Annotated in this window: 22 protein-coding genes and 1 tRNA gene; 9 read left to right on the top strand and 14 right to left on the bottom strand. The window is 71.0% G+C overall.

Annotated elements, in window-relative coordinates; all coding sequences use genetic code 11:
- Positions 1 to 125 precede the first annotated feature (125 nt).
- The 3 genes from ACFYYF_RS32180 to ACFYYF_RS32170 form a co-directional block, all read right to left on the bottom strand.
- Complete coding sequence (locus tag ACFYYF_RS32180) at positions 126 to 890, bottom strand: alpha/beta hydrolase (RefSeq protein WP_388780996.1); 765 nt, start codon at positions 888 to 890, stop codon at positions 126 to 128.
- Between the two features lie 230 nt (positions 891 to 1,120).
- The gene (locus ACFYYF_RS32175) at positions 1,121 to 1,306 is read right to left on the bottom strand and encodes a hypothetical protein (protein WP_361694740.1); all 186 of its coding nucleotides are present in this window, start codon (positions 1,304 to 1,306) and stop codon (positions 1,121 to 1,123) included.
- 152 nt (positions 1,307 to 1,458) lie between these two features.
- The gene (locus tag ACFYYF_RS32170) at positions 1,459 to 1,791 is read right to left on the bottom strand and encodes an ANTAR domain-containing protein (RefSeq protein ID WP_365494057.1); all 333 of its coding nucleotides are present in this window, start codon (positions 1,789 to 1,791) and stop codon (positions 1,459 to 1,461) included.
- A gap of 235 nt (positions 1,792 to 2,026) precedes the next feature.
- Between ACFYYF_RS32170 and ACFYYF_RS32165 the strand changes: the two genes are divergently transcribed.
- Positions 2,027 to 2,752: a hypothetical protein gene (locus ACFYYF_RS32165; protein WP_388780995.1), complete on the top strand. Its 726-nt coding sequence runs from the start codon at positions 2,027 to 2,029 to the stop codon at positions 2,750 to 2,752.
- Between the two features lie 712 nt (positions 2,753 to 3,464).
- Positions 3,465 to 4,007 carry a hypothetical protein gene (locus ACFYYF_RS32160; protein ID WP_388780994.1) on the top strand — a complete coding sequence of 181 codons (543 nt, stop codon included), beginning with the start codon at positions 3,465 to 3,467 and terminating at the stop codon, positions 4,005 to 4,007.
- Positions 4,008 to 4,104: 97 nt separating this feature from the next.
- On the opposite strand, the gene ACFYYF_RS32155 is transcribed toward ACFYYF_RS32160, so the two are convergent.
- The gene (locus ACFYYF_RS32155) at positions 4,105 to 5,022 is read right to left on the bottom strand and encodes a LysR family transcriptional regulator (protein WP_388780993.1); all 918 of its coding nucleotides are present in this window, start codon (positions 5,020 to 5,022) and stop codon (positions 4,105 to 4,107) included.
- Between the two features lie 279 nt (positions 5,023 to 5,301).
- On the opposite strand from ACFYYF_RS32155, the gene ACFYYF_RS32150 reads away from it, so the two are divergent.
- The 4 genes from ACFYYF_RS32150 to ACFYYF_RS32135 all read left to right on the top strand — a co-directional run bounded on the left by ACFYYF_RS32150 (position 5,302) and on the right by ACFYYF_RS32135 (position 8,670).
- Positions 5,302 to 6,006, top strand: a complete 705-nt coding sequence (locus ACFYYF_RS32150) for a type 1 glutamine amidotransferase domain-containing protein (RefSeq protein WP_388780992.1) — start codon at positions 5,302 to 5,304, stop codon at positions 6,004 to 6,006.
- A 218-nt stretch (positions 6,007 to 6,224) separates the two neighbouring features.
- Positions 6,225 to 7,175, top strand: a complete 951-nt coding sequence (locus ACFYYF_RS32145; RefSeq protein ID WP_388780991.1) for a hypothetical protein — start codon at positions 6,225 to 6,227, stop codon at positions 7,173 to 7,175.
- 40 nt (positions 7,176 to 7,215) lie between these two features.
- Positions 7,216 to 8,025, top strand: a complete 810-nt coding sequence (locus tag ACFYYF_RS32140) for an SMI1/KNR4 family protein (RefSeq protein ID WP_388780990.1) — start codon at positions 7,216 to 7,218, stop codon at positions 8,023 to 8,025.
- A 75-nt stretch (positions 8,026 to 8,100) separates the two neighbouring features.
- On the top strand, positions 8,101 to 8,670 hold the full coding sequence (locus ACFYYF_RS32135) for a hypothetical protein (RefSeq protein ID WP_388780989.1): 570 nt from the start codon (positions 8,101 to 8,103) through the stop codon (positions 8,668 to 8,670).
- 88 nt (positions 8,671 to 8,758) lie between these two features.
- Here the strand turns inward: ACFYYF_RS32135 and ACFYYF_RS32130 are convergent, their stop codons facing one another.
- The 3 genes from ACFYYF_RS32130 to ACFYYF_RS32120 form a co-directional block, all read right to left on the bottom strand.
- Positions 8,759 to 8,920 (bottom strand): hypothetical protein, encoded by a 162-nt coding sequence (locus ACFYYF_RS32130; RefSeq protein WP_361694756.1) that lies wholly within the window; start codon positions 8,918 to 8,920, stop codon positions 8,759 to 8,761.
- A gap of 118 nt (positions 8,921 to 9,038) precedes the next feature.
- Positions 9,039 to 9,112 (bottom strand) — tRNA-Ala (locus ACFYYF_RS32125).
- Positions 9,113 to 9,331: 219 nt separating this feature from the next.
- On the bottom strand, positions 9,332 to 9,865 hold the full coding sequence (locus ACFYYF_RS32120; RefSeq protein ID WP_388780988.1) for an ArsR/SmtB family transcription factor: 534 nt from the start codon (positions 9,863 to 9,865) through the stop codon (positions 9,332 to 9,334).
- Positions 9,866 to 9,998: 133 nt separating this feature from the next.
- On the opposite strand from ACFYYF_RS32120, the gene ACFYYF_RS32115 reads away from it, so the two are divergent.
- Together ACFYYF_RS32115 and ACFYYF_RS32110 are read left to right on the top strand one after the other, a co-directional pair.
- Complete coding sequence (locus ACFYYF_RS32115; protein WP_388780987.1) at positions 9,999 to 11,324, top strand: MFS transporter; 1,326 nt, start codon at positions 9,999 to 10,001, stop codon at positions 11,322 to 11,324.
- A gap of 179 nt (positions 11,325 to 11,503) precedes the next feature.
- Positions 11,504 to 13,168, top strand: coding sequence for a beta-1,3-glucanase family protein (locus ACFYYF_RS32110; RefSeq protein WP_388780986.1), 1,665 nt, complete (start codon positions 11,504 to 11,506; stop codon positions 13,166 to 13,168).
- Between the two features lie 86 nt (positions 13,169 to 13,254).
- Here ACFYYF_RS32110 and hemC read toward each other — a convergent pair whose 3' ends face one another.
- The 5 genes from hemC to ACFYYF_RS32085 form a co-directional block, all read right to left on the bottom strand.
- The gene (hemC, locus tag ACFYYF_RS32105) at positions 13,255 to 14,187 is read right to left on the bottom strand and encodes a hydroxymethylbilane synthase (RefSeq protein ID WP_388780985.1); all 933 of its coding nucleotides are present in this window, start codon (positions 14,185 to 14,187) and stop codon (positions 13,255 to 13,257) included.
- A gap of 126 nt (positions 14,188 to 14,313) precedes the next feature.
- Positions 14,314 to 14,949 carry a DUF1775 domain-containing protein gene (locus ACFYYF_RS32100; protein ID WP_388780984.1) on the bottom strand — a complete coding sequence of 212 codons (636 nt, stop codon included), beginning with the start codon at positions 14,947 to 14,949 and terminating at the stop codon, positions 14,314 to 14,316.
- Between the two features lie 73 nt (positions 14,950 to 15,022).
- Complete coding sequence (locus ACFYYF_RS32095; protein ID WP_388780983.1) at positions 15,023 to 16,411, bottom strand: copper resistance CopC/CopD family protein; 1,389 nt, start codon at positions 16,409 to 16,411, stop codon at positions 15,023 to 15,025.
- 107 nt (positions 16,412 to 16,518) lie between these two features.
- Positions 16,519 to 17,895 (bottom strand): sensor histidine kinase, encoded by a 1,377-nt coding sequence (locus ACFYYF_RS32090; RefSeq protein WP_388780982.1) that lies wholly within the window; start codon positions 17,893 to 17,895, stop codon positions 16,519 to 16,521.
- Positions 17,888 to 18,553 (bottom strand): response regulator, encoded by a 666-nt coding sequence (locus tag ACFYYF_RS32085; protein WP_388780981.1) that lies wholly within the window; start codon positions 18,551 to 18,553, stop codon positions 17,888 to 17,890. Before ACFYYF_RS32085 ends, ACFYYF_RS32090 begins: the two co-directional genes overlap by 8 nt.
- A gap of 186 nt (positions 18,554 to 18,739) precedes the next feature.
- Between ACFYYF_RS32085 and ACFYYF_RS32080 the strand changes: the two genes are divergently transcribed.
- The gene (locus ACFYYF_RS32080; RefSeq protein ID WP_388780980.1) at positions 18,740 to 19,120 is read left to right on the top strand and encodes a response regulator transcription factor; all 381 of its coding nucleotides are present in this window, start codon (positions 18,740 to 18,742) and stop codon (positions 19,118 to 19,120) included.
- A gap of 29 nt (positions 19,121 to 19,149) precedes the next feature.
- On the opposite strand, the gene lepB is transcribed toward ACFYYF_RS32080, so the two are convergent.
- The gene (gene lepB / locus ACFYYF_RS32075) at positions 19,150 to 19,605 is read right to left on the bottom strand and encodes a signal peptidase I (RefSeq protein WP_388780979.1); all 456 of its coding nucleotides are present in this window, start codon (positions 19,603 to 19,605) and stop codon (positions 19,150 to 19,152) included.
- Positions 19,606 to 19,661: 56 nt separating this feature from the next.
- Complete coding sequence (locus ACFYYF_RS32070; protein ID WP_388780978.1) at positions 19,662 to 20,120, bottom strand: hypothetical protein; 459 nt, start codon at positions 20,118 to 20,120, stop codon at positions 19,662 to 19,664.
- Between the last annotated feature and the right edge of the window lie 17 nt (positions 20,121 to 20,137).

The raw sequence follows: 20,137 nt of genomic DNA, 5'->3' as shown, positions 1-20,137 counted from the left end.
GGCCCCCCGTGGGAACCCGTGGGCACCCGGGCCGACACCCTACCCGTGCCCGCGGTGTTGCCCGGGCGGCCCCGGGGGGGGGGGGGGGCGCCGGGGGGGGCCGCCGCCCCCCGCGACCGCTCACGTCAGCTCTGCGGGGTGACCGGCCGGCCGAGATGCCGGGCGAGGAACCGTACCGAGCTGTCGACCTCGAACATGGGGAAGCCGAAGTGGTCGCCCGCGTTGGCGTGCAACGACTTCTCCTTCGAGGCGAACGCGTCGAACAGCGCGAGACCGGCCTCGCGCGGGACGCGCTCGTCGTCCCACTGCAGGACGAACTCGATCGGGACGGTGATCTGCCGCGCCACCTCGAACAGGGCATCGGGCCACATCATGCCGAGGACCGCGGCCTTGATCCTGGGCTCGGCAGCCACGAGTGGCACCCCGAGCGCGGTGCCCATGGCCATGCCGACATAGCCCACCGGCCCGTCGGCGCCGATCTCCGGAAGTTTCTGGAGGGCGTCCAGGGTCGCCCGCCACTCGGGCACGGCGAGCTCCGCCAATCGGGCGTTGTAACGGACGACGATCGAGGCTTCCGGCTCGCCCGCCGCCTGCGCCTTGCGCAGTTCGGCGATCTCCCGCTCGTCGTACGCGGTGCGCGGCCGGTCGCCGTGACCGGGCGCGTCGAGGACGGCGACGTGGAAGCCGCAGCCGGCGACGAGGCTCTTCGCCCGGCCCAGCATGGCCGGGTGCCTCTTGTGGGCGCCGCCGCCGTGGCCCATCAGGACCAGGGGTGCCCGTTCGGCTCCGGAGGCCGACGACCAGAGAACGCCGGGGACGTCGCCCATGAGGAAGTCGCGTTCGAGCATGCCGTTCGACGACGACTCGGTGGTGAACTGCAGAGACTGCATAGGTGTTGCCCTTCGAGGAGTGCCTTGAGGTGGAGGCGCTCCCGGCGACACCTACGTCGTTCGCCGGCCGTGAGAGGAAAGGGGGAGCACCCACGTCGATACAACGTTCATGGGTCTCACCTCCTCGGGCGGCGTCACGGTCGCTCGTAAGCTACAAGCCCGATCTTCGTCCCGTCCAATCCTTTTCGGCGACCGTCCGGGGCGACCGACGCGACCGCTTCGGGCCCGGGTCAGATCGCCGGTTCGGGAAGCTCTCCGGGCTCGACCACGACGACCTCGACACGAGTGCAGCCGACCGCCTCCAGCGCTCGGCGGCGCCGCGTGGCGGAGCGCTTGTCGTAGCGGCCGGCGGCGGCCTGCGGCGCACCGTCCGGGTCGGTCCACGTCAGGCTGTACCGACGCTTCGCAGTCGACATGCAGCCCATCCTCTCTGACGCCACCGGCCCGTGCGGGCGTAACCCCGACCGGTTCATGGTCCATTCGGTGCAGCAGCATCACATACCCGGCGCCGTACCGGAAGGATTGGCCGAAATCGATGCCTCGCGGCGGCGGACGCGGCGGCGGGATGTCATTCCGAAGGCGCTTCCGGGATCTGGGCCGGGCCGTGGCGGTCGAGGGCGTCTTCCAGCTCGGCACGGATGTCCGGGGGGATGTCGCCGTTGCGCCCCCAGACCAGGATCAGTTCGGCGATGTTCCGGAGCTTGATGTTGGTGTGCTGCGAGACGTCCTTCAGTACGGCCCAGCCCTCGTCCGGGGACACCCGGCCGAGCGCGACCATCATCCCGATGGCCTGGTCCACGACGGCGTGGGAGGTGACGGCCTCCTTAAGCTGCTGCACTTCCGCCTCCAGTTCGAAGACGCGGTCGCTCTCCTCGTTCGGTCCACTGGCTCCCGGTTCCATGAGTCCATCCTCCTGACTCGACCGGCCCGATGCCACCAAGAGCACGTACAACCGCCGCACGAGCCCTCGAAGTGTCGAGAACCACTGTCGCGGCGTACAACCAAGTAGTCGATCTCTGATCGTTACCCCAAGCAACACTAACGCGCTGGCAAAGTCCGCTGGTTGTGGGCTTGAATGCCGCTGGCGCGGCCGTTGTCGTGGACGCGTCCATGAAGAGATGAGGGTGGGGAAGAACGTGAAGTCAGTACCGGGGCGCGTCATGGTGGGCATCAGCATGGTGGCGGTGCTCGCCGCGACAGCCGCGTGCGGCGGGCAGGACAGCGACAGCAACAGCGACACCGGCAGCGGCTCGAAGAAGCCGGCCGCCGAGGCCAAGCCTTCCGCCCAGGAGGGGCTGAAGCCGCTCACCGAGGCGCAGTTGACGAAGGCCGTGATCACCAAGGCGGACGTCAAGGGCTACCGCGTCGGCAACACTCCCGACGACGAGATCCCGGAGGTGAGCGTGCCCGCGAAGCCCGCCACCTGCCAGGCTCTGGCCGACATGTTCCTGCTGGGCACCGAACCCGACGCGACGGCCCGAGTGTCCCGCTCGGTGACGAGCCTGAAGGCGACCGACGGCACGGTGCTGCGCGTCGGCCTGCTCGCGCAGAAGGAGGCGGACGCCAAGAAGGTGGTCGCGGACCTGCGCGCCCAGAGCGGCACGTGCGACTCCTACGAGCACACCGACTACCACTACACCGAGGTCACGCCCGGGAAGGCGCCCTCCCTCGGTGACGAGGCGGTCTCCTACTCGATGACCAGCGACATCGAGGGCACCAAGATCCCTGTGACGTACACGATCGTACGCAGCGGTTCGACCCTGGCCGTCTTCTACGCGATGAGCGTTCTGAGCGAGAAGGCCCCCGACGTGCCGGCCGATGTCATGGAGGCTCAGGTCACCAAGATCGAGAAGACCGCCTGACGGTTCCTCGCTCGACCACCGCGAAGGGCCCCGCAGCTTGTCTGCGGGGCCCTTCGGCACGAGCGGGGCCGTCGCTCCGCGGGCTGATCCTCCGACACGGGCTCGTCCGTCGGGGTGGGCTCGTGCGGGCGTTCCCGCGCCGCGGCCCGTACGGCATCCCCGCGGGTCGTGCACGGCACGCCGTTCCGGTGGGGCCCGGGCCTGAGCAACGGCCGATAGGGCAAGGCCATTTCCATGAACTGGCCTTTAGAATCTGCCTGTTGACTTCCGACCGAGTGCCGACCTCCCGGCCCCGTTCCGCCATCTGACCACACCGCGTACGACCAAGGAGCACAGGATGCAGGATCGGCCCGAGGACACCCCGGCGCAGCCCCCGACGCAGACGTCACCTCAACTCGGCTCCGCCCCTCCACCCGCCCCCGTACCCACCCCCGCTCCCCAACCACAGGCGCAGCAGCAGCCGTTACCTCCGCCGAGATCCGAGACCGCTCCGGGCACGCACCCGGCACCAGCACCAGCACCAGCACCAGCAAGTGGCTACGGATATCCTCCCGGCTATCCTCCGGCCCAGCAGTACGCGTACGGGCAACCGCCCGGATTTCCCCCGCCGTCCGGCGGCAAGGGAACCGCGGGGCGCGCGGTCCTGTGGGCGGCGGTCGGTGCGGTGGCCGCCTCCGCGTTGTGGGCCGGTGGCGTGTTCCTGCTCGGTCCGATGGCCGACGACCCTGATCTCGCGGGGTACCGGGCCAAGGCCAATCTCTGTTCCGCGGTCGACTACAGCGCCTTGCGGACCGAGTACACGGAGGAGGACAACCTCCCGACCCACAACTCGCTGAAGCACAAGGCCATCGACCAGAGCTACTGCAGCATCTCCCTGAAGACGTCGTCCAGTTCCTCCTACGCCGACGCGTATCTCTCGGTGCAGATGGATCTGCACAAGAGCACCGACCCGGCCGCCGAGTTCACGGCCGTGTGGTCGGAGTACGGCCAGCGGTACGAGGACTACGAGGTCGAGGAGCTGTCCGGATTCGGGGACGAGGCCTATCTCGTGACCGAGGACACCACGTCGGGCACGGGGACCAGCGGCAGCCGGGCGGTGATCCTCGCGGTGCGGGACGGCTGGATGACGTATCAGATGAGCTGGAGCGCGTATTCGTCCTCCTACGAGACGAACAGCCCGCCCGAGGTCAACGAAGTGTCCCGGTGGGTGAAGACCGACACCCGCTCGACCCTGGAGAACCTGCGGTCCGACTGACGCGGCACCGGACGCCCAAGAAGTGGACCCCGTCCCGCGGAACGGAACGCGGGGCGGAACCCGGGACGGGGTCTTCACACAGTGCCGGACAGACCCGTCAGAGGCTTTTCCACTCCTGGGCCGCCCGGGCCAGGTGTTCCCAGACGGCCGCCCGGGCCGGGCTCGCCGGCATGTCCCGCCGGGACGCCAGGTACAGGGTGTTCAGCGGCTCGACCTCCGGCCGGTGCATCTGCACCACGTGGCCCGCGGCCAGTGCCGGAGCGGCGAGGTAGCGGGGCAGCACGGAGATGCCCATGCCGGACACCACCGCGGCCAGTACGGCCCGCAGGTCCGGGACGGTGACCGCGACCTGGTTGGGCGGCCGCCGCCCGAACTCGCTGCGCCAGTACCTCCGGATGATCGGAAGGTCGGCCGCATAGGCCACCAGCGGCAGCCGGGACAGCGCGGCGACCGGGTCCGCGGCCAGCCGCTCCTGGTCCACGGCGTGCGCCAGCGCGGGCGGCCCCACCAGCAGGAACTCCTCGTCCACCAGCGGTGTCACCGAGAGTTCCTCCTGCTGGGGACGCACCGCGGACACCACCAGGTCGAGCCGTGCGGCCGTCAGCGCCGTCAGCAGTTCGTCGGCCAGGCCCAGTGTCACGCGGATCCGCAGCCCTCGGGCCGAGAGCGGTGCCAGTGCGGGCAGCACCTGAAGGGACATCACCTCGGCCGCTCCGCCCAGGTGAATCGTGCCCTCCAGGGTGCTCGCCTCCCCCGAGGGAGCCAGGGCGGTCCGCAGCCCGTCGACGTGCAGGCCGACGCGGGCGGCCAGCGCCGCCGCCCGGGGCGTCGGCTGGGCTCCCTTGCTCGACCGGACGAACAGCGGCTCGCCCAGTTGTTCCTCGAGACGGGCGAGCTGTCCGGTGACCGCCGGCTGGCTCACCCCCAGCCGCGCGGCCGCCGCGGACAACGACCCGGTGCGGTAGATCTCCAGGAACGTCGCCAGCAGGTCCAGGCCGGGCACGGACACCTCCATCCATCACAGACCTTATGAAGCACTGTGGTGGATCAAATTCTACTGATGGACACCATGGCGTGGGCACACACGGGCCCGCCGCACATCGCGCGGCACCGCACTGCACATCCGCAGCAGAACGGCCACTCGGACTCCATAACTCTTCTTATGGCCCGGCAGAGGCGGTGGGGCATTTCGGTGATGAATCCTGGAGTTGTCCCGAGCACCGCTTCACCGCGGTCCGCGGGCCATAGGCACCGCTTGTCCAGAGTCGTCCCACAGATAAGAGCAGGTATTCCGATGTCGAAGATCCTGATGATCGTCTCCGCCGCCGACAGCTTGGTGCTGGCCGACGGATCCACCCATCCGACCGGCTTCTGGGCGGAAGAGGTCGCCGCCTCCCACAAGGTGCTGAGCGCCGCCGGAGCGCAGGTGGACATCGCCACGCCGGGGGCCGTCCGCCCGACGGTCGACGCCCTCAGCCTCGATTCCCGGGGCGGTGTGTCCGACGCGGACGCCGCGGAGTTCCGCAGCTACCTCGACGGCATCGACGACCAGCTCGCCGGCCCGCTGGCGCTGGAGGATGTGCGCCTGGGCGACTACGACGCGCTCTACATTCCCGGCGGTCACGCGCCCATGGCCGACCTCGCTCACGACGCGGACCTCGGCCGTCTCCTCAACGAGGCCGACTCCGGCGGCACGGTCGTCGCCGCGCTGTGCCACGGTGTGGCCGCCCTGCTCAGCGCCACGACGCCGGACGGCGGGTTCACTTTCGCGGGCCGCGAGCTCACCGGATTCGCGGACGAGGAGGAGCGCCAGGGAGGTCTCGGCGACAACACTCCCTTCTACCTGGAGAGTGTGCTGCGCGAGCGCGGTGCCAAGGTCGAGATTGGGGCGCCGTGGAGCAACACGGTCGTCGTGGACGGCAAGCTGATCACCGGCCAGAACCCCCAGTCGAGCACCGCGACGGCCGAGGCGACGCTCAAGGCGCTGGCCGGCAACTGAGCCGAAGCCGGATGCGGGGCCGCCGGGACGTGGCGGTACCGCGTCACGGGGACTCCTGAACACCTTCCGGGCCGCCCGCCGCGGGAGCGTGTCAACGCCTCCGCGGCGGGCGGCCCCGTCGATGGGCGAAATCCTCCCTCAAGTGGCTTTTCATGGCAGGCTGTTGACGGCCGTTCGAGGTGGAGCAGTGGACTGCGAGGGGGGGATCGTCCAGTGTCATGTCCGACGAGCGGGACGGCGGAGGCCGGGTCATGAGCGGCGAGATGTCCTGGATCGCCGCCTGTTGGCTTCTGGGATTCGGGGCGGTCAACGCCGTGCTGTACGCGGTGTGGTGGCTGCGTACACGGGACGAGCGGAAGTTCTTGCGGGGTGTACGGACGACGGACGTCGACCCGATACAGGCGGCGTGGTGGCTCGGCGCCGCGTGGGAGGGTGCGTCACCCCAGCAGGAGAACTACGCGGCGGAGGTGGCCGTGAGCCTGCTGATCGTGGCCGAGGACGCCGAGATCGACCAGGCGGGCCGGATCACCGTGCCGCTCGGACGGCTCGGCAGCCAGAGGGACCCCGTCCTCGCCGCGCTGGTGACACTCCTGCGCCGCCACAAGGGGGCCACGGTGAACGAACTGCTCACCGACCCTGTCTTCCAGCGGTTCCGGACGGCTCTCGAGGCACGTCGTACGCCGCTGCGCCAACGGTTCGGCTTCTACCGCGTCCCCGCGCTGACCGCCGCGTTCGTCACGGCGTTCGGCATGTCCCTGCATGCCATGCTGCTGCGCTGTCCCGTCCCCGGACTGCCCGACCGGGATCCGGGCTGGTGGACCATGGCGTGGATCCCGGTGTGGGCCGCGCTGGCCGCGCTGGCGGCTGTCTGGCCCGTGGAGTTGTCCCGCCCCTGGCCCCGATTCACCCGTCGCTGCCGTGCCGTCGTCACCGAGGCGCTGAGCGACCGGAGCCCGCACCTTCGCTACCGGGTGTACATCAGCGCCTCGGAACCGTCGGATCGACGCCCGCCGGAGGACACGGCCACGTCCCGGGCCGCGGCCGACACCTCCGACCGCAGGCCGTCCCCGTACGACGCACTCGACGAGGACCTGGACCGCGGCCTGGCCACACACGCGGACGCCCACCATGACGGCACGGGAGGCGGGGACCTGGGCGGAGGCGACTGAGCCGGGTCCGTTGTCAGTGCCGTGAGGTTCACTGTCCGTCATGGAGCTCACGCAAGAAGCCGTCAATGACCTGCTGGACCAACTCGGTCCGCGGAACGGCTACATGTACCTGTCCGGTGACGTGGACCCGCAGGAGCTGACCGGCCTGCTCGCCGACAGGTACGGCCACCCGCGCACCCTCGTTCTCGACGGCTTCACCGACCCCACGGTCGACGAGTCCAAGGGCGCGGCGCTCCTCGTCCCCTTCGAGGACCGGGCCGTGAAGATACGGGCGTGGGCGTACGGGGATCAGTGGGTCGGTACGGGTTCGGCGCGGGACGCGGAGGGCGTCGAGCGGCCGGTCCTCGTGGTCGCCCACCGTGAGGTGCCCGAACCCCTGGCGGTGTCCTCGGAGGAGGCCGCGGACGCCGATGTCGACTGGGTGGAGCGGCTCATGGGGATCACCGGCTGGACACTGCCGGCGCAGCGGCCGGACGTGGACTGGGCGGAGGTGGAGTCGCGCCTGGGTACCGCCCTGCCGGGCGACTACAAGCGCATGGTCGAGACGTTCGGCCGCGGCGCCTTCGACGCTTATCTGGACCTCAACCAGGAGCCGTGGACGAGTATCCGGGAGGACGGCCTGCTCATCTGGGCCGGCACGGAACACGAGGACCTGTACTGCTGGAGGGCCGACGGAGACGACCCCGACCTCTGGCCCGTGGTGGTCCGCTCCTTCGACAACAAGGACCTCCCGTTCACCTGCCGGACGGCCGAGTTCGTCTGCCGCATCCTCGTCGATCCGCACCACCCGTACACGATGGCCCGCTACTTCGACACCCACTGGTTCATGAACTACCGGGAAGCCGACTGACCGGCTCGCGCGAAACGGCGTTCGATTTCGGCCGGTGATCCGTTACGCTGCGGCCCGTCGATCACGAAGGAAGTCATGTTCAAGCGATTTGCCACGGCCGCGGTGACGGCTGTTCTGATAGCCGGGCTCGGTGCGTGCGGCGGCGGGGGTGACTCCTACGACGAGGGCTCGGACTACTCGGTCGACGCCGGCCAGGACCTGGACCAGGGCGGTGGAAGCGTTGCCGGGGATTCCCAGCCGGACGCCGGCGCCACGGCCGACGCGAGCGTCTTCGGTCTCCGGGACGAGACCCGCCACCGTACGGCCAGGACCACCCGGGCCACCCGGCCGCACATGACGAAGAAGTGCACCACGACCACCCGGCGGGTCAGGCACACGTCGACCACCGGTTCGGGCACCAAGCGGCACACCCGCACCTGGTACTCCACCGAGCACGCGAAGAGCTGCAAGCAGGTCCGCAGCGGAACCGAGACCTACACACGGGTCGTGCGGCCGGAACAGTGGTGCGTCAGCCTGGACGACGTCGGCGGCGACAAGGGCCAGGACGATGTCTGGTACCAGGTCACCAGAACGACCTACGACACGGCCGTGGCCACGGACGAGCACGAGCGCATGGAGTTCACGCCCAAGGACAGCGGCTGCTGACCGGGCCGGTGGGCGTTGTCCGCAGGCGGCCCTGGTCTTCCCCTCCTGGTCGGACGAGGTGCGAGATGGACACCTCGGCCAAGTACCCCTAGGCGGCGAGCAGCCCGGCAAGCATCAGCGCGGCCACTCCGGCGACGACCCGCGGCTTCCTCCAGCCCGGACCCGAAGCCTGACGGGTCAGCTCCCAGACGGTCACCGCACCGCCCGCAAGGCCGAGCGCGTCCCGCAGCAGGAAAACGGTGATGTGCACGGGGCCTCCGGGGAACTTCGAACGGACGGGAAGGATAACCGTGGCGAGCCGGCCGGGCACCGCCACCCTCGGTCCCCGGCCGCACGAAGGTCTGCGGGCCATCACGGCGAAGGCGGGACGGGGCCGGCCGGATTCGAACCGGCGTCCTCCCACATGCGGTGAAGGCGCGACAACCGCTGCGCTACGAGCCCCGTCCCGCTGCGGATCATACGGGCCGACCGCCGTGCACCGCTCGGCATTTCGGCGTCGCGGGGACTCGCACGCATGGACCGCGAACCCCGTGCCGCGGCCGGCCCGGACGTACCGAATCCCCACCGCCGCGAACCAATGACTGCGGGACAGGCTCCGGCCAGGCCCAGGCGGTTGCGCGGACCGGCTGATTCGACCCCAGTGGTTGAGCGGACTGCCGAGTCACCCCCCGGCGGTTGATCCGTCCGCCTCGGCCCCGTCTTGCAACGGGAAGGCCATCACGCTCACGCCCAGCGGGACGGTGCCCGGCGTGTGCGGTGGGCGGGCCGCCTCGTGGAGTTCGGTGGCGATCTCCGCGAGTCGCCGCCGCGTGTTCTCCCACGTCTCGGGATCCACCCACAGTTCGGCGTCGACGGTCACGCCGTCGCTGCCCTCCTCACGTCGCCTGGCGCGTTCCCGGAGGGTGTGCGCCATGGTCTCGGCCAGCATCGGGGTCCCCTCGTGCTGGTCGGACAGCGGTGTGCCCTGGACGGTGCGATAGCGGCGCTCCCTGCCGCCACGGCGCGTGCGTTCCTCCGCCAGTACGACCAGGCCCACCGCGTCCAGGCGCCGCAGATGCTGGCTGGCCAGCGCGTGGGAGACGTCCAGTTCGCGGGCGAGTTCGGCGGCCGACATCGGTCCCGGCCACATCAGGCTGAGCATCCGCAGCCGCAACGGATGGGCGAGTGCGCGCAGCACGGGATCGGTATCGGTCACGCGAGCCAGTAAAGCGCACACCGGCACCGTCGGCCGACTACCGCCAATCAAATCATTGGGGGTAGGTTGTGCGCGCTGACGCCAGGCGCCGTCCGACACCGGCCCGGCGTCAGCCGGACGAAGGGGTGAGGGGATGGGCTGGAACACGCTGAAGGTCTTCCGGGACCGCAACGCGGGTCTCTACCTGGGCGGGATCGTCGTGTCCGGCTTCGGCGACACGGCCATGTCGCTGGCGGCCGGCATCTGGGTCAAGACGCTCACCGGTTCCAGCAGCCTTGCCGCGCTGGTCGGCTTCTGCGTCTGGCTGCCGACCTTCGCCGGCCCCGTGATCGGCACCGTGGCGGACCGGGTGCGCCGCCGTCCGCTCCTGGTCGCCACGAATCTGGTCCTGGCGGCCGTGATGACCGCACCGCTCTTCGTGCGCTCCGAGGATCAGGTCTGGCTGCTGTTCGTTGTGCTGACTTTGGTCGGCGTGGGCATGGTGCTCACGGACGCGGCCGAGACGGCCCTGGTGGCGGCCGCCGTGCCGGACGAACTGCGCGGCGACTTCAACGGTCTGGTGCTCACCGCCATGGAGAGCACGAAGCTGCTCGCCCCGTTGGCCGGCGCGAGCCTGTTCATCGCGTTCGGCGGTCCGACCGTGGCGCTGCTGGACGCGGCCACCTTCGCCCTGGCCGCGGTCGCCTTCAGGCTGATCCGGGTGCGGGAAGCCGTGCCCGCGGCGCGCGTCGGACGGGCGTGGACCGCCGGGACCGTGGAAGGCGCCCACTATCTGAGGCACCACCCGACGCTGCGTCCGCTGGTCATCGCCAGTGGGACGACCATGACCCTGGCCGGCATCAGCAGCACGGCCACGTACGCGCTGCTCGACGCAGGGCTCCACCGGTCCCCTGCCTTCGCGGGCGTGCTCACCTCGGTCCAGGGGTTCGGATCGGTCGTCAGTGGGCTGGCGGCCGGTGCGCTGATGCGCCGGATGTCCGTGCGCACGTTCTCGACGGCGGGACTCGTCCTGTTCGCCCTCGGGGTGCTGGCGCGGGCGACTCCGTGGACGCCCGTCGTGCTGGGCAGCAGTCTGGCGATCGGTCTGGGCCTGCCCTGCCCGCTCATCGCGGCGCTGACGGCCGTCCAGAAGCACGCCCCGTCCGAGTTGCTCGGCAGGGTGGCGGCGACGGCCGGCACCTTGATGTACGCGCCCACCGGGATCGCCCTGCTCCTGGGCACGGGCATGGTCGCCGGCCTCGACTACCGGGTGCAGCTCCTGGCCGCCGGCATGTCCGGCCTGGCCGCGGCGGCCGTGCTCACCGTGACGGGCCGCACCCCTCGGACGAAGGCACCGGCGGCACCCGGCCCGCGAACGAAACACAGGAAGCCTGAGTCCCCGCCCCCGCCCCCTGCCCCGGCCCCGGTCGCCGGTCGCCGGTCGCCGGTCGCCGGTCGCCGGTCGCCGGTCGCCGGGTGATCTTCAGCGTGAGGGGTTTTGGTGAGGCACAAACACCGTTACTTGGACGTAACAGTTCCGCAACCTTGACTGTATTGGTCCAGTCCAATAGCGTCACCCCCGCACAGAACCCCACATGAAACAACTCCCCCCAACCGTCACCTTGTTGACGGACCTTCACCCCCTCCGGGAGGGCCCCTGTGGTTTCCCGACGTTCCTTCCTGGCCGGAGCCGCCGCCGTCACCAGTACGGCCGCGCTCAGCCCGTTCTCGCCGGTCTCGCCTCTGACGTCCACTGCAGCGGCGGCAGCTGTCTCACTCCCCTTGAAGCTGGCGAACACCTCCGGCCACGACACCGTCTACGCCTACATATCCGGCACCGACAGCAGCGGCTGGCCGGTGTTCGTCTCGGCGAACGGCGCCCTGAACCGGCTGCCGAACCCGTCGTCCCCCGTGACCCCCATCGCCGACTACTCCATCGCGCTGGGCGCCTCCGGTTCGGCCGCGAAGACCGTCACGCTGACCGACTACATCATCGGCGGCCGCGTCTGGTTCTCGGTCGGACAGAAACTCCAGTTCTTCGTCAACCCGGGCTCCCCGCCCGGCGTGGTGCAGCCCGCCCTGGTGAGCTCGGACCCCAACTGGGCCACCAACTGGACGTTCTGCGAGTTCACCTTCAACAGCGCCAACCTGTACGCGAACATCTCGTACGTGGACATGGTCGCGCTGCCGATCTCGATGGCCAGCACCGGCAGCGGGGGCAACCAGTCGGTCAGTCCGCTCCCCTCGGGCGCGCTCGCCTCCATCTCCTCCGGCCTGCAGACACAGCACGCCTCCGACGGAGCGCCCTGGGACAGGCTGGTGGTCACCGACTCCTCCGGCGGAGTGCTCCGCGTCATGGCCCCCGCGCACTCACCGGTGGACTTCGGCGGCTACTGGAACGACTACCTGAACCGGGTCTGGAGCCACTACGCCTCGACTCCGCTGACCATCAACGGCCAGGGCAGCATCGGTTCGTACACCGGCACCGTCTCCGGCAACGCCATCGTCTTCTCAGGTCTCAACACGAACGGCGTCCCGTTCACCAAGCCGAGCGCCGTCGACATCTTCGGCTGCGCGTCCGGTCCCCTCTACAACTCCGGAGGCGACGCCCGCGGAGCCATCGCGGCCCGGCTGGCCGCCGCGATCAACCGCAGCTCGCTGCTCGTCCCGGGCGGGAACAACAACCCCGACGGCGTCACACCCTCGCAGTACTACACGGACTCGATCACCAACCACTACGCGCGGCTGGTCCACAAGTACGCCAGCATCGGCTACGCCTTCCCGTACGACGACGTCGGCCCGACCGGCTCGGCGCCCGTCGACGGGCACATCCAGGACGGGGCGCCCACCTCGTGGAGCATCACCCTGGGCGCCGGAGGCACCGGCGGAGGATCGGGGGGCGGCTCGGGCACGGTCAGCGCCTACAGCACCATCCAGGCCGAGTCCTACGCGGCACAGAGCGGGACCACCACGGAGAGCTGCTCCGACACCGGCGGCGGCAGCGACGTGGGCTACATCGCGAACGGCGACTGGCTGAAGTTCGCCAAGGTCGACTTCGGTTCGGCCTCCCCGGCCCAGTTCAAGGCCCGGCTCGCGTCGGGCGCGGCCGCCGGTGTCAGCGGTGCCGTCCAGGTACGGCTCGACAGCACCACCGGCACGAAGATCGCCGAGATCAGCTTCGCCAACAGCGGCGGCTGGCAGAACTGGCAGACGGTTCCGGCGAACATGCTCGCCGGCGCCACCGGGGTCCACGACGTCTACCTGGTCTTCGCGGGCAGCAGCTCGGACTTCACCAACATCAACTGGTTCACCTTCACGAGCTGACCCGGGCTCCGCGACAGCGGGCCGGGGAGGCAGCGCGTCGCGGCGGTGCGGCCGTCCCCCGAGGTCGGTCGCACCGCCGGCCGATGTCAGTGGGCGATACCGTCGATCAGCTCGCGGGCGCCCTGCCGCAGCAGGGCCAGCGCGACGGAAGCGCCGAGGTCCGACGGGCTGAGCCGCCCGGCCCACTCATGTGCGTTCAGGACGGTCTTCCCGTCGGGGCTGAACACGCAGGCCCGCAGCGACAGATCGCCCCGGGACGCCTTCGCGTATCCGGCGATGGGACTGTTGCAATGCCCCTGGAGGACGTGCAGGAACATCCGCTCCGCCGTGGCCTCCCGATAGGTGTCGGCGTCGTTCAGGCCGCTGACGACGTCGATCGTGGCCGTGTCCGTCTCACGGCACTGAAGAGCGAGAACACCGGCTCCGATCGGCGGGCACATCGTCTCGGTCGACAGGATCTCGGTGATCACGTCCGACCGGCCGATGCGCTCCAGTCCGGAGACGGCCAGCAGCAGCGCGTCGACCTCGCCCGCCGCGAGCTTCTCCAGGCGGCGGTTGGCGTTGCCCCGGAACGGCACGCATTCCAGATGCGGATGGGAGGCCGCGAGTTGAGCGATCCTGCGGACCGAGGAGGTTCCGATCCGGGTGCCCGCGGGGAGTTCGCCGAGCGGCAGGCCGCCGGGATGGACGAGGGCGTCACGGATGTCGTCCCGCTTCAGGAACGCCGCGAAGGTCGTGCCGGCCGGCAACGGCCTGTCCGCGGGCACGTCCTTGACGCAGTGCACCGCGACGTCCGCCTCCCCGGCGAGCAGCGCGGCGTCGACCTCTTTGGTGAACGCCCCCTTGCCCTCGACGTGGGAGAGATCTCCCATCCATTTGTCGCCGGTCGTCTTGACCGGGACGACGAGGGTGCGGACACCCGGACGCAGCACGCCGAGCTCGGCGCGGACGCGCTCCACCTGGGCCAGGGCCATGGGCGAGTCGCGGGAGACGATGCGGATCAGATCAGGGGCGGACATGTCGTACACGATAGTGCGTCGGAGCCGGACTCCCTCTCCGAACCGATGAGGTCCAACACACCTGCACGGGACGGGTGTTCGGGGTTCGGACGGGATACCGAGGAAGGCCCGCGCCCGGCCGCCCACTCAGCGCGTCGCGGCACCGCGGCGTCTGGCCGCGGAGCGCGCCACCGGGAGGCCCGCGGCTGCCAGGAGCAGCAGCACCCCGCACACGACGGCTGCCGTCCACGCGGTGCCGGTCCCGGCCGCCGCATGCCTCATGGCGTCGGCAGCAGGTACTCCCGTGAGGCTCAACACGGGTGCGGGGTGCTCCGGTTCGGGCCGGCCCGCCACCGTCTCCTGATCCCAGGTGACGACCTCGCCGTCGTCGTACTCCTGCCGCGCCACGAAGGCCAGTTCCGGCACCCCGGTGGGCAGTCGGTCGATGTGCACGACGAAGTCGGCTCCGTCCGCTCCGCCGATCTCCCCGCCGGACCAGCCGACGGTCCTGCCCTCGCTGCCGGTCGGCTCGACGGTCCAGCCCGTCGCCTGCTCGGCGCGCAGTCCTCGTACACCTTCCGGTGCCTCGATCCGTATGCCGACGGTCCGCGCGGACGCCTTCTCGTTCGGAACGTGGAACGTCAGAAGGGCGTCGGCCTCCCCCGGGGTCACCGCTCGGTCGGCGTGCACGTGCACATGGGCGAAGGCCGGAGTCGCCGTCACCAGGAGCAGTGCCGCGGCGAGAAGGGCCGCGGCCGCTCGGGCCGGGGGAAGGAGTTTCATGGTCGATTCCTCTCGGGGCGGAACGGTTGCGGCGCGGTGGCCGGGGCGTCCGGTCGGCGGGTGGGGATCCGTGTCACGCGGGCGGAGCGGCCGTGACCAGGGCCGCGGTGACGCCCAGCACGGCGGCCCCGACCAGCAGTTCGGCCAGCAGACCGCGTCTGAGGGTCCGGACGTGAGCAGCGTCCGGCGGAGCGGGGGGCGCCGGTGCGAGGAGGGTGAGCGTCGTGCCCGGCGCACCGCCCGTCGGCTGATGAAGGGGCAGTGGGAGGGTGGTGTTGTGGCGGACCCAGCGACGGGACATGCCGCCGAGCGCGACGATTCCGGCGACTCCGGTCGACTTCAGCAGGAGCAGCCGCCCGAACGGGGTGTCGAGGAGATGTGCGGTGGATCCCGTCTCCCGCCATGCCTGGCAGGTCCCCGTGACGACGAGGGCGACGACGGCGGTGAACGCCAGCCGCGAGAACCGGGGCAGCACGGCGGCCAGTTCGCCGAGGTGCGCGGGGCGCGACAGGACGGCCGCGACCAGCGCGAGCCCGCCCAGCCAGAGCGTCATGGCGGCCAGGTGGATCAGGTCGGCCGCCACCGCGAGCGGCGCGTAGCGGCCGTCGACGGCGTGGCCGGTCGTCGGCCAGGTGCCCCAGAGGACGACGGCCGCGGCCGTCACCGCCAGGACCAGCGGTCTGGCGGGCCTGTCCCGCCCGGCCCACGCGGTGGCCACCGCGGTCGCGGCGCCGAGCGCCAGAAGGGCGTAGAAGCGCACAGCGTAGGCCAGGTCGGCCGTCGCCGCGTGCTGATGGGAGCCCGAGCCGGACCAGGCTTCGGCCAGTGGCCGGCCGTCGGCCCAGACGGTGTGGACGGTCAGGACCCCGAGGGTGCCGGTCGCCAGCAGGCCGAGCCCGCCCCACACCAGGGCACGGCTCCTGCGGTCGCGCAGCCCGGCGGGCCACAGCCACAGCGCGACGAGCAGCACGCCCGGCCCCAGGGCGAGTCCCGCGTAGCCGATGCCCCGGAAGGCTCCGAGGAGCCGGCCGGTCCAGGCGCCGTCCGCACCGGCGGGGCGAGGCAGGACGCCGACGACGTGCGTGGCCGCGCCGATGGAGAACCGGTAGGTGCCCGCCACGGGATGTCCGTCGGCCGAGGTCACCTGCCAGGCCACGGAGTAGGTGCCCGCGTGCAGGCTTCCCGGCAGAGCGGTCCGCAGCGTCTGCCGGGGCCGGTCGTCGGGGTGGCCGCCGAGGTCCACCCGGCGCATGTGGTCGTCGAACACCCGCACCGCGTCGGCACCCGCGGTCACCGGGCCGCGGAACGTCAGCGCGACCTGGGCCGGCAGGCGTGACAGCGTCCGGCCGGCCGCGGGCTCGCTCTTCGACAGACCGGTGTGCGCGGCGGCCGGGCCCGCGCTCGCCGCCTGGAGGAACAACACGCACAGGACGAGGCAGACCATGGTGACGATACGGCGCATCCATTTCCCCCGGGTGCAGTGGTCGGACGGCACGTCCAGGGTTCCGCCCCGCCGCTGTCACCGGCAGCCTCGCCCTTGGGGGGTGCGACCCCCTCAAAACGAGGGGGTCATGAGCGCACCGGCAGCGTGGTGCGGACCTCGGTGCCGCCGCCGGGACGTGCGGTGACCGTGACCTCGCCACCCAGTTCGCTCGCCGTGTCCCGGATCAGCTGCAGTCCGAGATGGCCGGTGCTGCCGAGGGCGGTGCCCGGCCCCTTTCCGTCGTCCGTCACGACGACCAGCAGCCGGTCTTGGTCTCCCTTGACGTCGACCGACGCCCGGCCCGCCTCGGCGTGCTTGAGGACGTTGGTCACGCACTCCCGGGCGCAGCGGTAGGCGGCCGCCGCCAGGTCCGACCCCAGCGCCGCCCGGACGTCGACCGTCGTGGTGACGGCGATCCCCTCCCGGCGCAGGCGTTCGGCGAGCAGTTCGACCGCCTGCGCCAGTCCGTCGTCGGTCAGGTCCGGCGGGTAGATGTCCACCATCAGGGTGCGGAGCGAGCCGACGGCGCCGCGCAGCACCTCGGAGATCCTGTCGAGCATGCCGCCCGCCGCCGTCGCCGTGCCGGGCGGCAGGTCGGCCCGGACGGCTTCGAGTGCGTATCCGGCACCGGCGAGGTCCTGGACCACGCCGTCGTGGAGGTCGCGGGCGATCGCGCGGCGCTCGCGCTCGGAGGCGGTGAGGGCCTTGCTGAGCAGTCGGCTGCGCTCCGCGTCGGCCTGGCTGACCCGGCGCAGCAACTGCACTGAGACCGGGAGCTGGGCGACCAGCAGAAGCAGCAGTGCCAGGATCGAGAACGGTACGAGGGTCCGCATCAGCTCGCCGCGCGCGGTGGCCACCCGCTCGTCGGTCGAGTACACCTCCAGCGCCAGTCGCTCGCCGGAGGGCAGGTCCAGGGGGACGTACACCTCCACGAGACGGCTGTCGCCGTGAGGTTCGGTGATGTTCTCCTCGTCGGACAGGTCGGAGAGGTCCGCCCAACTGGCGTGCCGGTCGATGGTCTTGCGGACGTCGTCGTTGAGAGGGAAGGACATCCCGATGGCGTGGTGCTCGTTGGAGTAGAGCACCACGCCCTGCCGGTTCCACACCTTCACGCGCACGACGCCGGCCTCGCTCTGACGGGCCTGGACCGCCTCGTCGAGCTGCTCCCACGCGGTGCGGTCACCGCGGATCAGCCGGGGCATGACCGGCTTGAAGATCACGTTGCCCATGAGCTGCGCGGACCGGGCGGCCTCGGCGAGGGCGGTCCGCTTGGCGATCGACTCGGCGGCGAACACGGTGGCCGCACCGACGACCGTGAAGGCGCTCAGCCCGATCAGCACCATCGCGATCACCGCGTGCCGGACCGTTCTGCTGCCCCCCGAGTCCCGTGACGGGACGGTCCCGTCCCGGCCGGAGTTCCACACGCGGTCGCGGTCGGCCGCCGCGTGCCCGCGGTCAGTCATCGCCGTGTGCCTCGACGAGACCGAGCTGTTGCGCCTTCACCACGGCCTGGAGCTGTGAGCGCACCCCGAGCTTGAGGTGGATCGACTTCACATAGCCGCGGCAGGTGTTGACGCTGATCCCCAGAAGCCGTGCGATCGCCGCCGGGGCCAGCCCTTTGCCCATCAGGGTGAGCACCTCGGACTCGCGGGCCGTCAGGCTGACGACGGCGGGGGCGTCGGTGGCCGACGGTCGCGGCGGCTCGCCGAACATGGAGGCCGACACGAGCATCGATCCCTGCCGTACGTCGCGCAGGACACCCAGCATCTCCTCCAGGGAGCCGGACTTGGGCACGAACGCGCTCGCGCCGGCCTGTGCGGCGCGCACGACCCAGTCGGGATCGCGGTGCGCGGAGACGATCACGACGGTCGCGTCCGGTGTCGCCTCCCGGATCCGCCGGGTGACCTCGAGTCCGCTCTCCGAGCCGAGCGAGATGTCCATCACGACCATGTCGGGGCGTTCCCTGGTCGCCAGTTCGACGGCCGCCGCCCCTGTGCCCGCCCAGCCCGCGCAGTCGAAGTCCGGCTGGGATCCCAGAGCGAAGGCCAGAAGCTCCGCGAATGTCCGGTGGTCGTCGACGATCATCACGCGTGTCGTCGGCGCATCCTCCTGTCCCGGCATGTCTCCCCCCTCAGCGGACCGCCACCGTGGCCGGAACGCATATGCCATGCAACCACGGCGTGGATGAAGGGAACACATCCTGTGGAGAAATTGTGTCCTCCCAGGTCGGCGCACCCTCCGGTTCGGGCAGGCGACACCCCCGGTTTGGGGGTGGTTGTGAGGCCCGGGACGAGGCACCGTTGGACCATGCCGATTCGCCTGCTCGTCGTCGACGACCACCCGCTCGTGCGGGACACCTTGGCCGGCGCGCTCGGCCGCAGCCCCCTCGTGGACGTCGTGGGTGTGGCGTGCGACGGCGCCGAGGCCGTCGACGCGACGGCTCGGCTTCTGCCGGACGTGGTCCTCATGGATCTGGTCATGCCGGTCCTGGACGGGGCGGAGGCGACCCGAAGGCTGCTGGAACTCCGCCCGGGAACCAGGGTCGTGGTACTGACCTCCGCGGTCGGCGGCCGCCTGGAACGGGCGGCCCTGGACGCCGGGGCGGCGACGATCCTGCACAAGGACGCCGGGATCGACGCGGTGCTCGACGCCGTCGTGGAGGTCGCCCCCGGTGGTGTGAGCCCGTAGCGAGGGCGCGGGCCGGACCCGCGCCGCGGTCACGGTCTGCCGGGCCGCGGCCACCAGCGCAGGATCACCCGTCCGGTCACGTCGGTGACGGGGACCGGACCGAACTGGCGGGAGTCCACGGAGTGCCGGCGGTTGTCGCCCAGAACGAAGACGGTGCCGGACGGTACCCGTGCGGGCCCGTAGTACATCCCGTCGACCGTCCTCGGATCCACCGCCGGCTCCTCGACGGCACGGCCGTTGACCTCCAGAACCCCGTCCTCGATCGCGACCGTGTCTCCGGCCACCGCCACGACCCGTTTGACCAGGGTCGCGCCGGGGCCGTCGAACACCACGAGGTCGCCGCGCCGGGGCGGGGCTTCACGGTAGGCGCGGTCGTCGACGAGCAGATGGTCCCCGGACAGCAGTGTCGGCTCCATGCTCGTCGACTCGACCCGTACCGGCTCGACGAGAAGGCTGCCGACCGTCAGAGCCATGGCCGGCATCACGAGCAGAACGGTGCGCGCGACGACGGTCCGTCGTCGCGCGCACCGCCCCGGCCGTGTCACCCCGCCAGGCCGGTCAGCCTCAGCGTCCACAACACCGTCCCGATGGAGAGAAGTCCGTTGACGGCCCAGGTCCGTCCCCGGCCGGACAGGGCACGCACCAGCCAGGGCAGCGCGGCGAGCCGCAGGAGCAACGCGAGCGTCGCGAACGGACCGGCACGCAGGGGTTCGTCGCGCGGCCCGAGGGCCGTACCGCCGCGCACGGTGATCGCCTGCAAGCCGATGAGCAGTCCCAGGACGAGGACCGCGGACAGGACCGCGACCGCACGCGACGAGGTCCACAGCGAGCGGGCCAGGGCGAGTTGGACGACTGCCACAACCAGGAAGGGCAGTGACACGGCCAGGCCGTGCGCGAGGTTCTGCTGGAAGACCACGAGGTCCCCGGCGGCCGCGGCGAGGCAGAGGAGTGCTCCGACGCGACGAGCCGGAAGGTACGGGCGGGATCGCGGGCCCGGCACGGACGCGACCGTATCCG

The organism is Streptomyces sp. NPDC001914 (assembly GCF_042891215.1).
Taxonomy (GTDB): domain Bacteria; phylum Actinomycetota; class Actinomycetes; order Streptomycetales; family Streptomycetaceae; genus Streptomyces.
The sequence above is the reverse complement of the archived record's forward strand: the minus strand, read 5'-3'. Positions and strand labels throughout refer to the sequence as shown.

Excerpts from the sequence above, each read along its gene's own strand:
- ACFYYF_RS32180 (WP_388780996.1), bottom strand. The coding sequence starts at position 890 with ATGCAGTCTCTGCAGTTCACCACCGAGTCGTCGTCGAACGGCATGCTC.
- ACFYYF_RS32175 (WP_361694740.1), bottom strand. The coding sequence starts at position 1,306 with ATGTCGACTGCGAAGCGTCGGTACAGCCTGACGTGGACCGACCCGGAC.
- ACFYYF_RS32170 (WP_365494057.1), bottom strand. The coding sequence starts at position 1,791 with ATGGAACCGGGAGCCAGTGGACCGAACGAGGAGAGCGACCGCGTCTTC.
- ACFYYF_RS32160 (WP_388780994.1), top strand. The coding sequence starts at position 3,465 with ATGGCCGACGACCCTGATCTCGCGGGGTACCGGGCCAAGGCCAATCTC.
- ACFYYF_RS32155 (WP_388780993.1), bottom strand. The coding sequence starts at position 5,022 with ATGGAGGTGTCCGTGCCCGGCCTGGACCTGCTGGCGACGTTCCTGGAG.
- ACFYYF_RS32150 (WP_388780992.1), top strand. The coding sequence starts at position 5,302 with ATGTCGAAGATCCTGATGATCGTCTCCGCCGCCGACAGCTTGGTGCTG.
- ACFYYF_RS32145 (WP_388780991.1), top strand. The coding sequence starts at position 6,225 with ATGTCCGACGAGCGGGACGGCGGAGGCCGGGTCATGAGCGGCGAGATG.
- ACFYYF_RS32140 (WP_388780990.1), top strand. The coding sequence starts at position 7,216 with ATGGAGCTCACGCAAGAAGCCGTCAATGACCTGCTGGACCAACTCGGT.
- ACFYYF_RS32135 (WP_388780989.1), top strand. The coding sequence starts at position 8,101 with ATGTTCAAGCGATTTGCCACGGCCGCGGTGACGGCTGTTCTGATAGCC.
- ACFYYF_RS32115 (WP_388780987.1), top strand. The coding sequence starts at position 9,999 with ATGGGCTGGAACACGCTGAAGGTCTTCCGGGACCGCAACGCGGGTCTC.
- hemC (WP_388780985.1), bottom strand. The coding sequence starts at position 14,187 with ATGTCCGCCCCTGATCTGATCCGCATCGTCTCCCGCGACTCGCCCATG.
- ACFYYF_RS32100 (WP_388780984.1), bottom strand. The coding sequence starts at position 14,949 with ATGAAACTCCTTCCCCCGGCCCGAGCGGCCGCGGCCCTTCTCGCCGCG.
- ACFYYF_RS32095 (WP_388780983.1), bottom strand. The coding sequence starts at position 16,411 with ATGCGCCGTATCGTCACCATGGTCTGCCTCGTCCTGTGCGTGTTGTTC.
- ACFYYF_RS32090 (WP_388780982.1), bottom strand. The coding sequence starts at position 17,895 with ATGACTGACCGCGGGCACGCGGCGGCCGACCGCGACCGCGTGTGGAAC.
- ACFYYF_RS32085 (WP_388780981.1), bottom strand. The coding sequence starts at position 18,553 with ATGCCGGGACAGGAGGATGCGCCGACGACACGCGTGATGATCGTCGAC.
- ACFYYF_RS32080 (WP_388780980.1), top strand. The coding sequence starts at position 18,740 with ATGCCGATTCGCCTGCTCGTCGTCGACGACCACCCGCTCGTGCGGGAC.